This is a genomic window from Actinosynnema sp. NPDC023794 (assembly GCF_040639675.1).
Taxonomy (GTDB): domain Bacteria; phylum Actinomycetota; class Actinomycetes; order Mycobacteriales; family Pseudonocardiaceae; genus Actinosynnema; species Actinosynnema luteola.
Map to the genome: position 1 here is coordinate 1 of NZ_JBFAFR010000068.1, position 13,519 is coordinate 13,519.

Here is a 13,519-nt window from a genome sequence, read left to right on the forward strand (position 1 = left end):
CCCGTTGTCCCAGGCCGACGCGGGCTCCTCGGAACCCGACGTGACGGTCGTGGCCAGCAGGGCCGCGGCGGCGAGCACCACGCCCGCCCGGCGCGAGGATGATCGGACTCCACCCACGGGTGCTGCCTCCTGCTCGTCGTCGAGAGGGCGCTCCGCCGACCACCGGTTGTTCACGCTCACATCGAACGGTTCGAGCAGGTGATCCGCAGCGTCAAGTCTGCTGGCGGCCATGGGGTGAGTCAAGGTCGCCGTGCCCGTGAACGCTCACATGGCGCAGTCTTGGGTAGGACCGGCGCGCGGAGGCCGGTGGCCCGGCCTCCGCGCGGTGGATCAGTTGCGCACGCTCCACTGCTGGTTCGTGCCGCCGTGGCACGACCAGAGCTGGAGCAGGGTGCCGTTCGCGGTGCCGTTGCCGCTGGCGTCCAGGCACAGCCCGGACTGCACCCCGGTGATGGTGCCGTTGGCGTTCACGTTCCACTGCTGGTTCGTGCCGCTGTGGCAGTCCCAGATGATCGCCGCGGTGCCGTTCGCGGTGCCGGCGCCGTTGGCGTCCAGGCACTTGGCTCCCACCTTCAGCTGCTTGCCCGCGGTGTAGGTCCACCGCTGGTTGGCGCCGCCGGCGCAGTCCCACAGCCGGGCCTGGGTGCCGTTGGTGGTCGCGTTGGCGACCTCGGCGCAGCGCCCCGACTGGGCGCCCACGAGCATGGCGTTCTGCGGGCCGGTGGTGGTGCCCCCGCCCGGACCGGCGTTGGTCATCACGGCCTGCGCGCCGGCCGGCCAGTTGCCGTTGGACACCACGACGTTGCCGGACACCACGTTGCCGCGGTCGCCGTTGGTCACGTTGGTGCTGTTGTTGGTCGACCAGTTGTTGGTGACCGTCCAGTTGCCCATGTTCTCGCCACCCCAGTAGTTCGCGGTGGCCCACGTGCCGGTGTTGTTGAAGACGTTGCCCGTGACCGAGTAGTACTTCGAGCCCTCGTCGAAGTAGACCCCGAAGTAGCCGTTGGTCCGCTGGCAGTGGTTCCCGCTGATCGAGGCGCCCGGGTTCCACGACAGCGTGTAGATGCACCCGCCGTCGTTCATCTGCTGCATGACGTCGTGGACGTAGTTGTTGATCAACCGGTTGTTGGACGCCGTGGTCGCGGTCGTGTAGCGCGGCTGGTAGTTGTACAGGCCGCGGTTGGCGTAGTTGTTGTTGCCGCCGGCGTCGTTGGCGCCCCAGCCGTACCCGATCGACATGCCCGAGTACGGCATGTTGTAGACCTCGTTGTGCGACACGGTGGCGTTGGTGACGTAGGTGTTGAGCACCGAGACGTTGCCCCGGTACTCGATGCCGAGGTCGTGGATGCGGTTGTAGCTCACGGTGATGTCCCGGTTGACCATCCGCTGGTCGCTCGGGTGGTGCGCGTCGGCGCGCACGCCGCCGACCACGATGCCGCCGGCCGAGCTGCGGGCGATCTCCGACCGCGTGACCGTGATGTTGCTCGCGCCGAGGCCGACGCCGCTGGCGTGGGCGTTGGCGTCGTTGCCGATGCCGATGGCCGTCTGGCCGAGGTTGACGAACTGGGACTCGCTGAAGGTGATGTTGTTGGCGGCGGAGACCTGCACGGCGGCGGGCATCTGGTTCCAGTGCGGTCGTGCCGCCTCGAACTGGGTGCAGCCGTTCTGGCACGACGTCAGCCGGTCGCCCGGCCAGTTCCAGTTGCCCGCCATGTAGGCGCCGGTCTGCTGGTCCGCGTAACCCTGGTTGCTGCTGGGTCCGAGCCAGGTCGTGCCGCTGAACGTGATCCCGCTGAACGAGATGTGGTGCGCCGGCGCGTCATAGGTGCCACCGACGTCCACCAGCGACTGCAGCACCGGCAGCTCCACGCTGACGGTGCTCATGTTCTGCCCGGCCAACGGGATGTAGGACAACGCGCCCGTGCCGGGGTTGAGGTACCACTCCCCCGGCGAGTCCAGGAACTCGTAGGCGTTGGCCAGGTAGAAGGGGCCCGCCCGGTGCGGCTGGGTCAGCGTGTCGTACCCGAAGGTGTTGTTGTTCCACGCGGGCTGCTGCATCGTGAGGAAGTTCCCGCTGATGCTCTGCACCGGCGAGTACCGGTCGGTGAACGAGTTGACGCTCTCGACCTCGACCCGGTTCTGGTTGCCCAGGTTGTTCAGGTAGTTAAGCGCGGAGTTGGAGAACCTCATGCCCGTGCTGGTGAAGCTGAAGTCGGCCCGGTTCACCTGCGCGCGGGCCCGGGTCGCGACCGCGCCGTTGACGTACAGCTGGCGCGAGTCGATCCCGGTCGGGACGTTGGCGCGCCAGATGTTCCGGCCGGCGTCGACTTGCGACCAGCCGGTGACGGCGCGGGCGCCGCTGATGACGGGACGAGCGGACGGCGCCGCCTGCCACCGCACGCGGTAGCCGTTGTTGCCGGAGTCCGCCGCGGTCAGCCGCAACGGCTCGGAGAGCCGGTACACGCCGTCGGCCAGCTGCACGACGATGTCATCGGACATGCCGCTGTTCTGCGACCGCACCGCGGCTTGGGCGGCGGGCAGCGAACACGGCTGGGTGGCCGAGCAGCTCGTGCCGGTGCCGGACGGAGAGGCGTAGAGGGTGGTGGCGGCGGACGCGGGAGGTGCGAGGGCCACCGCCGCGGCGGCGGCGGTCACCACCACAGCGGCAACGCCCGCGGACACCGGCCTTCGTACCGCAGAGGAAGAGGACGCGAACAAGGAGACCTCCTGACTTGGGGTGTGCGTGCGACGTCCGGGTCGAGGTGTCGGACGGCACTTCGTGGTGGCGCGGGTGAGCCGGCCGGGCGCGCGGCCACGGGGACGCACCCGGCCGAACGGCTCCCGTCCGGGGGCGCCTAACGTCGTGGCCCGTCTCCTGGACTCGGCACGGCGACGCCGGGGGTCAGGTGCCACACCTCGTGCATCGGCTCCCAGCGCACCGGGGAGCCGGGGTCGGTCGGCGACTCCTGGCACGGGTCGGTCAACGCCCACCAGCGCCGCGACTCCGGATCGGCCGCGATCCGCGCCTGGTCGGCGTCGTGGTCCTCGCCGGTGTACTCGTAGTAGCCGAAGAGCAGGTCGCCGTGCAGGAAGATGGTGAAGTTGCGGATGTTGGCCTCGAGCAGCATGCGCTCGACGGACGGCCAGACCTCGGCGTGCAGCCGGAGGTAGTCGTCGCGCCGCTCCGGACGCAACCGGGTGACCATCCCATAACGCCGCAAGCGGTCCACGCGGGACTCCTAGGGGAAGTGCGGCCGGCTCGACATCGTTGTCGAACCGGGCGATCAGGAGCTCAAGGGGTGCAGCTGCTCCGGTGGCGTGACGACGTCCCGCACCACGGCCAGGAGGCGCTGCCCGGCGCGTTCCGGCCGGACGTGCGGACCTTCGGTCACCGGGAGGGCGAGTCCGAGGCTGGACGCGACGATCGCCTCCTCGTCGACGCGGAGGCCCAGCCCGGGGGTGTCGCCCAGGACGAACGCCCCGTCCTCGACGTGGAGGTCGATCGAGAGCCCCGCCGGCGGCTGCAGGTCCTGCAGTTCGCTGACCAGGTGGTTCGGCACGGACGTGGCGGCGTGCAGCAACCCGACCGGTGTGTTGCCGATGGGGCTGACGGGCAGGTCGTGCGCGTGGGCCAGGGCCGCGACCCGCAGGAAGTGGGTGACGCCCCAGCCCGCCGCCGCCTGGACGACGTCGATCGCCCCCGTCGAGATCAGCGGGCGGTACTGCTCGAGGCCCGTGAGGTTCTCGCCGCTGGCGACCGACGCCCGGACGCCGCGGCCGACCGCCGCGTGCCCTTCCGCGTCCCACCGCCGCACCGGCTCCTCGATCCAGATCAGGTCGAGCGTCCGTTCGAGCTCGCTGACGTGGCGCACCGCCTGCTTGCGGGTCAGCGCCTCGTTGACGTCGAGCATCAAGCCCGGCCGGGTGCCCCGTCCGGCGTTGGTGAGCACGTCGCGCACCAGGATGAGGCGGTCCCGGTCCCGATCGATGTCGAGACCTCCCTTGAGCTTCGCCACCCGCAGGCCGCGGTCGGCGTAGGTCTCGTACAGCGCCACGAGTTCGTCGTCGCCCAGGCCGATGTCCACACCGGACGCGTAAGCGGGCACGCGGCGATCACGCCCGCCGAGCAGCCGCCACAGCGGTTCGCCCGCGGCCTGCGCCTTGATGTCCCACAGCGCGGTGTCGAGGGCGCCGATGGTGCCGAACACCACGCCCGCGTGACCGGCCTTGAACGTCTGGCGCAGCATCCGGTCGTAGAGGGCGGTGACGCCGCGCGGGTCTTCGCCCTCGATCGCGGCGAAGATGGAGTCGATCTCGACGTGGGAGCCGAGTCCGACGCCGGTGATGCCGACGTCGGTCTCGACGAGCACGATCGGCACCCGGACGACGCCGTCGGCGAAGACGCCGTTGGCGTCGCCGACCGGACGGCCCCAGTCCTGGACGGTGGTGAGGGTCCGGTAACCGGTGATGCGCATGTCAGCCCTTCGTGGCCCCTGCGGTGACGCCGTCGGCGATCTGGCGCTGCAGGAACAAGTAGACGACGAGGACGGGGATCGCGGCGATCAGCACGCCGGAGGCGAACACGGGGATGTCGTCGGAGTACTGGCCGCGCAACGAGGTCACGCCGACCATCAGCGTGCGGTTCTCCGCGGACGGCATCATGAGCAGGGAGATGAGCACGTCGTTCCAGCAGAACAGGGCGTTGAGCACGCCGACCGACAGCAGTGCCGGGGTGCCGATCGGGAGCATGATCCGCCAGTACACGCCGTACACGGTGTTGCCGTCGATGCGGGCGGCGTCCACGACCTCCGGCGGCACGGTCGAGTAGTAGCTGGTCATCAGGAAGACCGTGAACGGGAGGAACTGCGCCACGTACGCGAGGACCAGTCCCGGGTACGTGTCGACGAGGCCGGCGTCGGCCATGATCCGCGCCAGCGGGACCATGATCACCTGGAACGGGATGAACAGCGCGGCGAGGATGCCCAGGAACAGCACCGACGAACCGCGGAACCGCAACCGGGCGAGCGCGAACCCGGCCATCGACCCGAACAGCAGCAACAACGCGACCGAGCACGTCACGACGATCAGCGAGTTCACGAAGTACCGGGACATCCCGACGCTCGTCCACGCCTCGACGAGGTTGGCCCACCGCAGCGAATCCGACAGCGAGAACCGGTCGAGCACGTACTCGCGGCGGGTCTTCATGGCCACGTTGGTGGTGAACACCAACGGGTAGACCGTGGCCAGCGCCAGCGCGGCCATCGGGACCGCGACGAGCCACCTCGTCCAGCGTCGGCCGGCCATCAGTCCTCCCTGCCCGCGCGGCGCAGGACGGCGATCTGGGCCAGCCCCACGACGAGCATGATCAGGAACAGCGCGGTCGCCGCCGCGGAGGCGAGCGCGGGCTGGTTGAACTGCCCCTGCTGGAACCAGATGTAGTACTCGGGCAGGTAGGTGGAGCCCTCGGGGCCGCCGCCGGTCATCACGAACAGCAGGCCGAACATCGAGGTCAGCATGCCGATCATCGTCGTCACGAAGACGAACTGGATCGTGCGGGTCAGAGCCGGGACGATCACGTGCCGGATGGTCTGCGGCAGCGTCGCGCCGTCGACCTTGGCGGCGTCCAGCAGCGACGGGTCGAGGGCGGAGAACCCGGCCAGGAACACGACCAGCGCCATGCCGAACGTCGCCCAGACGTGCACGCCGACCACCGCGAAGATCGCCACGTCCGGGTCGCCCAGCCAGTCCACCGGCCCGAGCCCCACCCCGCCGAGCAGCGTGTTGAGCGGACCGTCGTAGGCGAGCAGCAGGGTGAAGATCGCACCGACGATCACCGGGGAGAGCACGGCCGGGAAGAAGTACACGCCCCGGAACACCCGGTGCCCGGGCACCTTCAGGTAGATGAACGTGGCGAGCAGCCCGGGGATCGCCACGGCCACGGGCAGCAGCAGCACGAGCAGGCCCACGTTGCGCAACGCCGTGCGGAACAGCGGGTCGCCGAACAGGGTCACGTAGTTGTCGAAGCCGACCGGCAGGCCGTTGCGGTCGCCGTCACCGGTGAAGGAGAAGTTCACCCCGAGCACCAGCGGCCACAGCCGCAGCACCACGATGATCAGCACAGCCGGCGCCAGGAGGACGAACGGCGCCAGGCGCTCGGCCCGCGACCCGCGGCGGTTGCGCCGCGCGCGCGGCTCCCCCGGTCGCCGGGCCGTCGTGCCGGCGACCGCCTTCACCTCGTTCCGCTCGGCCACCATCGGGCGCACCGAGGACGGGGAACCCCCGGACGGCACGAATCAACTCGCCTTGTCGGAGTCGGCCAGCTGCGCGACCGCCTCGTCCACCGTGACGGAACCGCTGACCAGCTGCTGCGAGAGGCGGCCCATCAGGTCGATCGTCTTGCTGGACAGGGCGACGTGCAGGGCGGGCTTGCCCGTCTTGATCCCCGCGGTGATCGTGGTGACGGCCGGCCCGGCCTCGGAGACGTCGATCGTGGTGTCGGACGCGATCGCGCCCGCGTCCGCGTAGAAGGCCTTCAGCGCCTCGGACGACGTCAGCGACCGCACGAGGTCCGCCGCCACCTTCGGGTCCTTGGTCCACTTGGCGACCGCGTAGCCGATGCCGCCGTCGTACGGCAGGCTCGGCGTCGCCGCGGGGTTGACCACGGGCGCGTCCATCACGCCGACCTCGTCCGCGTCGAGGAACTCGGCGAAGTCCTTCCAGTGCCCGATGTCGGACATCAGGCCGATGATGTGCGCGGCCTTGGCCGACTGGAAGACCGCGAACGCGTCGTTGAACATCGCCGTGGAGTTGACCCCGTCGTTGTTCAGGCCGTCGTCGTTGACCTGCTTCCAGAGCTCGAAGATCCGCTTCACGTCCGGCGAGGCCCAGTTCCGCTTGCCGGCGATCCAGTCGTCGTACTCCTGCGGCGTGAGCACCGCCGAACCGATGCCGGACAGGAAGAACTGGATGCCGATGCCCTCCTTGTTGCCCACGCCGAAGCACTTGGCGCCTGTCTTGGCGGTGATGGCGCCGCAGTCCGCGACGAACTCGTCCCACTTCTCGGCGGGCGCCTCGGGGTCCAGTCCCGCCTGCTCGTACAGCGCCTTGTTGTAGTAGATCGGGTGCCCTTGCAGCGTCACGGGCGAGGCGTAGGTCTTCCCGTCCCGGGTGAACGCCTCCCAGCCGGCCAGCCGCTGCTTGTCCTGGGCCACGTACTCGTCGAGCGGCACCAGCGCGTCGACCCGGTCGCGGAGTTGGCCGCCACCGTTGAAGAGCATGACGTCGGGGCCCTTGCCGGCCTGGATCGCCGCCCCGAGCAGCGTGTAGTACTGGTCGAACGGCTGCGCCACGAACTCGACGTCGACGCCGGGGTGGCTCTTCGCGAAGTCGGCTTTCGCCTTGTCGAGGTACGCCGCCACGTTGGCGTCCCCGGACTTCCAGTCCCAGACCACCAGCTTGTCGCCCGAGCCGCCGGCGGATCCCGGCGCCGTGGCGCTCCCGCATCCCGTTGCCAGGGCCAAGCCCAGGACCACGGCAGCCGACCACAGTGCGCGCTGCTTCATCGCTGCTCACTTCCCAGACGACGCCGGGTACGCCCTCGGCGCGATTGGTGTGGAAACTTAACTCGTATGACGTCTGACGTCAACGGTCCTACGTATACTCCGATCAACCCTGAAGCGCGGGGTGCGTGGCGCAACCGGAGGAACGATGACCGCAGCGGGCCGGCGACCGACCGACGACCCACCCGCACCTCCCGAGTGGACGCGTCGGCCGACCAACCTGGCCAAGGCGGTCACCGCGGAACTGGTGGGACGCATCGTCCGCGGCGTCCACCCGCCCGGGACCCCCCTGCCGCCCGAGCCCGCGCTCGGCGAGACCTTCGCGGTGAGCCGGACCGTGATCCGCGAGGCGGTGAAGGTCCTCCAGGAGAAGGGCCTGGTCCAGGTGCGCCAAGGCGCCGGCACCACGGTCACGGAGCCTGCGACGTGGAACATGCTGGACGAACTCGTGCTCGCGGCCACCATCGCCGAAGACGAGACGCTGGCCGTGCTCGACGACCTGGTGGTCACCCGGCGACTCCTCGAATCGGACATGGCCCAGGTGGCCGCCCGCACGGCCGACAAGGGCACGATCGACCGGCTACGCGCCCTCGTGGACCGGATGGACCAGCTCGTCGACGACCCGGGCGCCTACCAAGAGCAGGACCGCGCCTTCCACGACACGATCATGCAGGCGTCGGGCAACCGGATCGCCCGGGGCGTGGTGCGCTCCCTGGAGGGTCAGGTCATCAACACCGCTCGCTACATGGGGCGGAGCGAGCGGGCGTTGTGCGTGGCGTCGAACGAGGGACACCGCCGGATCTGCGAGCGGATCGCGGCGCACGACCCGACCGGTGCCGCCGACGCCATGTTCAGCCACATCACCGAGGCGTGGTTGGTGCGGCGTGCCGACAACGGAGACCCGAGCCGCCTGGAGCGCTAGGTGGTCATCCGACGACATCACCCCCTCCGCGCAGCCACTCCGCTGAGCGTCGTCGCACCCGGGGCCGACGACTTCGGCCAGCATACCGATCCTCTGCCCTCAAGGGAACGATGAGTCGTACTTAGCGGGACGCTTGTCGGAAACTTCCCGACGAGAGCCGCAGGATGACGAGGTCAGAAGTGATTCCTGGAAATAGTCTCGGGTTTGCCCTTGACGGTACGGCTCCCACAGGCTGTCATGAGTAGCTAGGACCACAGCTCGATGAGTCTGACTCATCGAGGAGGAGATCCGGCTCGTAGGACTCCGACCCGCGAGCACCACGACGTAGTGGAGCAGCTCATGCCACAACGGCCGAACGGCCGCGCACCCTGCGCGCACCGGACCGGCGGCCCCGGCTGACGGGCGGTTGCCGCACGGCCGAAGCGCACAGCTCCCACTATCTCTGGGAGCGCTCCCGGTGGCCTTTCGAACGGCCCGCCCCCCTTGTTGTGCACGCACCGGTCGCCGCGCACCGGCGGCCGGGCTCGGAGAACGGGAGGTCCACGTTGAGCGCACGACGGGTCACCCTGGCCGATGTGGCCAAGGTGGTCGGCGTCTCCCAGACCACCGTGTCCCTGGTCCTCTCGGGACGTGGCCGGGACCTGCGGATCTCGGAGGAGATGCAGCGCCGGGTCCGCGAAGCGGCGACGGAGTTGGAGTACCGCCGCGACCGGGTCCCGATGGGGCCGCGCGGGGCGCGGACGCAGACGATCGCCTTCGTGTCCGATTCGGTCGCCAGCTCGCGGCTCGCGGGTCACATGATCAAAGGTGCGCTCGGCGCGGCCCGCAGGCACGGCGTCACGCTGTTGTTCGGTGAGACCGAGGGCGATGCCGGCTTCCAGCGGACGTTGATCGAGACGATGCGCGACTACCGGGTCGACGGCATCATCCTCGCCTCCGTGCACACCCGGACGATCAGCATCCCGACCGAACTCGCCACCGGCCCGGCGGTGCTGCTCAACGTGGTGCCCCGGGAGCCGTCACCGCTGGTCTCGGTCCTGCCCGACGAGGTCCAGGCGGGCCGCGCCGCCGCCCGCGTGCTGCTCGACGCGGGCCACCGCGAGGGCATCCACCTCATCGGCGTCAGCCCGTCCGGGGACGACGTGCCACCGGGCCGGACGGCGGCGTTCGACCGGCTCACCGGGATCCGCCGGGAACTGGGTGAAGCGGGCGTCGAGGTGGAGAGCGGCCACGCGTGCCGCTGGTGGCTGCCGAAGTACGGCTTCGAGACGACCCGCGTCCTGTTGGGCGAGGCGCGTCCCCGCGCGTTGATCTGCCTGGACGACCGGCTCGCGCTCGGCGCCTACCAGGCGTTGCAGGACGCCGGCCTCACCGTGCCCGACGACGTCTCCGTCGTCTCGTTCGACGACCACCCCATCGCGTCCTGGCTGCGCCCCGGCCTCACCACCGTCGCCCTCCCCCACCACGACCTCGGCGCGAAGGCCGTCGACCTCCTCTTCGCCGACGCCGACCAACCCGATTCGGACCCCGTGCGGCGGGGCGGCACCCATCGCGTCCCGATGCCCGTCCGCCACCGGGATTCCGTGGCGCCACCGCGATGAGCCGACCGCCCGCGGTCCGGCCGCCGTTCCCGGCGAGGATCACGTGGGCGCATCAAGCGGCCTTCCCGAGCAGGTCCAGGGCGTCGGCGGGCACCGCGCGGCCGGCCGCGCGGCGTTCGTCGGCGAACGCGGACACCATGCGCAGCAACTCGTCGTCGGCACGCCGGTCGAGGTCGCTCACCACGGTCAGCGGGATGCCCATGAACAGGCACTTCAGCACGCCGTGCCGCCAGGTGTGCTGGTCGAGGTGACGTGCCGCGAAGGCTCCCATGGCCGCCCCGACCAGCCCCGACTCGTTGCTGCGCAAGGCGTCCTTGACCAGGTCGACCCCCGTCCGCGGCACCCGGTCGCCGATGTCGGCGAGCCCGCGCAGCACGCCGAGGCGTTCGGCCGACGTGCCGTGCCGGTAGAGCGTGGTGATCCCTTCGGCCGCATCGCCGGAGTTCTCGACGTACACGACGAGCAGCCGCGTCCGCGCCTCGCGCTCGCCGGAGCGCACCGCTCGTCCCACGACGGGGAACAGGGTCCGGATCGAGGAGGGGTCGGCTCGCAGCGACTGCTCGGCCCACGCCAGCCAGTTCGCGTCGCGCAGTGCGTCCAACGCCCGACTCGCCACCACGGGCGCGGCGTGGCTGTGCCGCGGCAGCTCCACGGCCGCGACACCGGTGTAGCCGATGTCGATCAGCGCCCCGAGGGTGTCGGGCAGGTCCAGCTGCCCTTCCCCGAACTCGAGGTGTTCGTGCACGCCGTGCACCATGTCGTCCAGCTGCACGTTCATCAGCAGCGCGCCTGCCTCTCGGATGCACGCCGCCGCGCCACGCCACTCCACCGCCACGCAGTGCCCGACGTCCACGGTGATCCCCAGGAGTTCGGGGCGGCCGAGCTCCTCGCGCAGCCGCAACGCCTGGTCCAGCCGCTCCACCACCATGCAGGGCTCCGGCTCCAGCGCGAGCGGCACGGCCGGCCCGCGTTCCAGCGCCGCGGCGACGCCGGACTTCAGGTGTTCCCAGCTGTCCGAGGAACCGACACCCGACCAGAACGACACGCAGTCCGCGCCGAGGTCGGCCGCGATCCTCTTGGCGCGCACCAGGAAGTCGACCCGGACCTCCTGGTCGTCGCTCACCAGCGTCGGGTGGTGCTTGCGCCGCGGGTCGAGCAGGTAGCGGGCACCGGTCTCCACCACGGCGCGCAGTCCCAGCGCCGAGAGACGTGCCGCGAGCCGTTGGGTCCGCGCGCCGACGTCGTCGGCGAACGGGTCGAGGTGGTGGTGGTCGAGCGTGAGCGCGACCGCCGTGTAGCCGAGGTCGGCGATGATCGCGAGCGCGTCGTCCAAGCGGTGGTTGGCGAACCCGTTGGTGCCGTAGCCGAGGTCGAACGTCATGTCCGGCTCACCGCCCGCGCCGCCGGGAGGACCAGCACGATCGCCGGGGCGGGCGCCCGCCCCGGTTCCTGGTACGGCCTCATCCCAATCCTCCCGCCCACTCGTACAGCTCGCGGGTCTGCTCGGCGAAGCGGTGCTCGTCGCTGCCCAGCGGATCCTTGAAGAAGAACGCCAACGCGCCCAACGCGCCGGTCTCCCCCGCCGCGTGCGCGGCGGCGACCAGCCGGGTCAGGTCGAGCACCAGCGGCGCCGCCAGCGCGGAGTCCAGGCCGGTCCAGGTGAACTGGAGGCTCATCCGCGCGCCGAGGAACCCCTCGAACGACACGTGGTCCCAGGCGGTCTTCGTCTCGCCGAGGTCCGGCACGTTGTCGATGTGCAGCGGCGCCGTCACCTCGTCGCCGAGCAGGGCCGCGAGGCCGCTCGCCTTGGACCGCAGCTTGCTGTCGGCGTGCGCGGGGTCCTCCAGGGTCGCGCCGTCACCACCGCCGAGCAGGTTGGTGCCCGCCCAGGACCGGACCGACAGCGCCCGTGCGGTGAACATCGGCGCGAGCACCGTGCGCAGCAGGGTCTCACCGGTCTTGCCGTCACGTCCCGCGTAGGGCAGCCCTTCCCGCCGGGCGAGTTCGTCCAACGCGGGCAGGGCGACCCCGGTCGAGGGTGTGAACCCGACGATCGGGCACCCCGCGGTGAGCGCCGCGTAGGCGGCCAGCGAACTGGGCGGCAGCACGGTCCGGTCCGGATCGGCCATCGCGCGCTCCAGCGCCGCCAGCTCGTCGTGCTCGGGCAACGACGGCGTCGGCGGTTCGGTGGACGACACGTCGACCACGACGACCCGTGCGAGCCGGTGCCGTGCGCGGAACTCGGTGATGTCGGCGGCCAACCGCCGGGCGACGTCGGCCTGGACGCCGTCGTAACCCACCGTCCGGATCTCGCCGTCCACCTCGCGCAGGCCGGGCCTGACGGACTCCAGCAGGTGGTGCGGCAGCACACCGCCGTGGGCCAGCAGCTCGGCCCGCTTCTCCAGTGGCGCCTGCGCGATGTCGTGCCCGCCGACGACGAGCTGCGACCACCCGGGCAGCGTGACGCCGGCCAGTTCGGGACGCTCGGTCACGCAGCCGGTCGCGGGTGTCAGGCCCGCGCGCAAGGCCAGCAGCCCGCACACGGCGGTCGTCGCGACGGAGCCGCGTGCGCCGATCAGCCAGAGCCCGGTGGGCTCGTCCGCCATTGGTCCTCCCTCCGATCCGGGGCGCCGTGCGGCACGGCACTTCCCGGGGCCGGTAACCCGGCATCGATACAACAGTGGCACGTCTCGCTCGACGAAGTCGTGGGTCGCGCGGAAGCCGACCGTCCGGACCTCGGGGCGCCCGGGCTCCGCCGCGCCGCGACCCGACGGCCGAGCTCACCGCTCTGGCCGGGATGATCGCGAAGCGGGAAGCCCGGGCGCCCCGTCCTGCCGGTTGGTCCACTCATCATCAGAACTGGGAGAGGAACCTCCACGCCTCGCCCTTGGTCCAGGTCCGCACGCCGTCCTCGCACGCGCAGCCGTCGACCGGCCCCGGCCCGTGGCCCCCGTCGAAGGCGGCCCACTGCACCGGGTAACCGGCGCGGCACGAGTACGTCGTCGTGATGTGCGTGCGGCTGCCCGCGGCCGGCTCGCGAGGGCTCTGCGCGGCACAACCGTTGTTCGCCACGAACCGGTCGCGCAGCGACCGCCCCTGCGAGATGTTCAGCACGTTGTCCGAGATGCCGTGGATCCCGAAGTACGCGATCGGCTGCGTGCCGCCGGAGCACCCGCTCAACTGGGCGCCCGCGTACACGACCACGGCGCGGAACACCGTCGCCCGGGAGCACGCCAGCGAGTAGCTCATGCCGCCGCCGTAGCTGAAGCCCATCGCGAAGCGCAGCTTCGGGTCGACGCAGAGGTCGGCCTCGATCCGCTTGATCATGTCGTCGACGAACACCACGTCCTCGCCGCCGGAGTTGGCCCAGCCGTTGCCCAGGCCCTGCGGCGCCACCAGGATCGCGCTGTTGTTCGACTGCTCCTGCATCCCGTAGT

10 protein-coding genes and 1 pseudogene are annotated in these 13,519 nt (G+C 70.7%); 2 read left to right on the forward strand and 9 right to left on the reverse strand.

The annotated features are described in order from the left end of the window. Positions 1 to 330: 330 nt before the first annotated feature. From AB0H12_RS44385 to AB0H12_RS44410, 6 genes are all read right to left on the reverse strand, one after another. A complete protein-coding gene (locus AB0H12_RS44385; protein ID WP_499632585.1) occupies positions 331 to 2,682 on the reverse strand; it encodes a ricin-type beta-trefoil lectin domain protein in 2,352 nt (783 codons plus the stop codon). A gap of 173 nt (positions 2,683 to 2,855) precedes the next feature. Further along, positions 2,856 to 3,230 carry an L-rhamnose mutarotase gene (locus AB0H12_RS44390; protein ID WP_499632588.1) on the reverse strand — a complete coding sequence of 125 codons (375 nt, stop codon included), beginning with the start codon at positions 3,228 to 3,230 and terminating at the stop codon, positions 2,856 to 2,858. A gap of 54 nt (positions 3,231 to 3,284) precedes the next feature. Further along, the gene (locus AB0H12_RS44395) at positions 3,285 to 4,475 is read right to left on the reverse strand and encodes a mandelate racemase/muconate lactonizing enzyme family protein (protein WP_499632591.1); all 1,191 of its coding nucleotides are present in this window, start codon (positions 4,473 to 4,475) and stop codon (positions 3,285 to 3,287) included. 1 nt (position 4,476) lies between these two features. Continuing rightward, complete coding sequence (locus AB0H12_RS44400) at positions 4,477 to 5,304, reverse strand: carbohydrate ABC transporter permease (protein WP_499632594.1); 828 nt, start codon at positions 5,302 to 5,304, stop codon at positions 4,477 to 4,479. Then, positions 5,304 to 6,254 (reverse strand): carbohydrate ABC transporter permease, encoded by a 951-nt coding sequence (locus AB0H12_RS44405; RefSeq protein ID WP_499632597.1) that lies wholly within the window; start codon positions 6,252 to 6,254, stop codon positions 5,304 to 5,306. The genes AB0H12_RS44400 and AB0H12_RS44405 overlap by 1 nt, the downstream gene beginning before the upstream one ends. Before the next feature lie 39 nt (positions 6,255 to 6,293). After that, positions 6,294 to 7,562: an ABC transporter substrate-binding protein gene (locus AB0H12_RS44410; RefSeq protein ID WP_499632599.1), complete on the reverse strand. Its 1,269-nt coding sequence runs from the start codon at positions 7,560 to 7,562 to the stop codon at positions 6,294 to 6,296. 145 nt (positions 7,563 to 7,707) lie between these two features. On the opposite strand from AB0H12_RS44410, the gene AB0H12_RS44415 reads away from it, so the two are divergent. Further along, positions 7,708 to 8,481, forward strand: a complete 774-nt coding sequence (locus AB0H12_RS44415) for a FadR/GntR family transcriptional regulator (RefSeq protein WP_499632602.1) — start codon at positions 7,708 to 7,710, stop codon at positions 8,479 to 8,481. A 545-nt stretch (positions 8,482 to 9,026) separates the two neighbouring features. After that, positions 9,027 to 10,082: a LacI family DNA-binding transcriptional regulator gene (locus tag AB0H12_RS44420; protein WP_499632605.1), complete on the forward strand. Its 1,056-nt coding sequence runs from the start codon at positions 9,027 to 9,029 to the stop codon at positions 10,080 to 10,082. A gap of 52 nt (positions 10,083 to 10,134) precedes the next feature. Here the strand turns inward: AB0H12_RS44420 and AB0H12_RS44425 are convergent, their stop codons facing one another. From AB0H12_RS44425 to AB0H12_RS44435, 3 genes and pseudogenes are all read right to left on the reverse strand, one after another. Beyond that, positions 10,135 to 11,463, reverse strand: a complete 1,329-nt coding sequence (locus AB0H12_RS44425; protein ID WP_499632607.1) for an EboA domain-containing protein — start codon at positions 11,461 to 11,463, stop codon at positions 10,135 to 10,137. Positions 11,464 to 11,542: 79 nt separating this feature from the next. Further along, positions 11,543 to 12,688, reverse strand: coding sequence for an inositol-3-phosphate synthase (locus AB0H12_RS44430; protein ID WP_499632610.1), 1,146 nt, complete (start codon positions 12,686 to 12,688; stop codon positions 11,543 to 11,545). A gap of 250 nt (positions 12,689 to 12,938) precedes the next feature. Further along, positions 12,939 to 13,519 (reverse strand): annotated as a pseudogene (locus tag AB0H12_RS44435) (CE1 family esterase); the annotation flags it as partial.

Bases quoted from the DNA above. Each gene is read 5' to 3' on its own strand.
- AB0H12_RS44425 (WP_499632607.1), bottom strand. From the start codon at position 11,463: ATGACGTTCGACCTCGGCTACGGCACCAACGGGTTCGCCAACCACCGC.
- AB0H12_RS44400 (WP_499632594.1), bottom strand. From the start codon at position 5,304: ATGGCCGGCCGACGCTGGACGAGGTGGCTCGTCGCGGTCCCGATGGCC.
- AB0H12_RS44405 (WP_499632597.1), bottom strand. From the start codon at position 6,254: ATGGTGGCCGAGCGGAACGAGGTGAAGGCGGTCGCCGGCACGACGGCC.
- AB0H12_RS44415 (WP_499632602.1), top strand. From the start codon at position 7,708: ATGACCGCAGCGGGCCGGCGACCGACCGACGACCCACCCGCACCTCCC.
- AB0H12_RS44410 (WP_499632599.1), bottom strand. From the start codon at position 7,562: ATGAAGCAGCGCGCACTGTGGTCGGCTGCCGTGGTCCTGGGCTTGGCC.
- AB0H12_RS44430 (WP_499632610.1), bottom strand. From the start codon at position 12,688: ATGGCGGACGAGCCCACCGGGCTCTGGCTGATCGGCGCACGCGGCTCC.
- AB0H12_RS44395 (WP_499632591.1), bottom strand. From the start codon at position 4,475: ATGCGCATCACCGGTTACCGGACCCTCACCACCGTCCAGGACTGGGGC.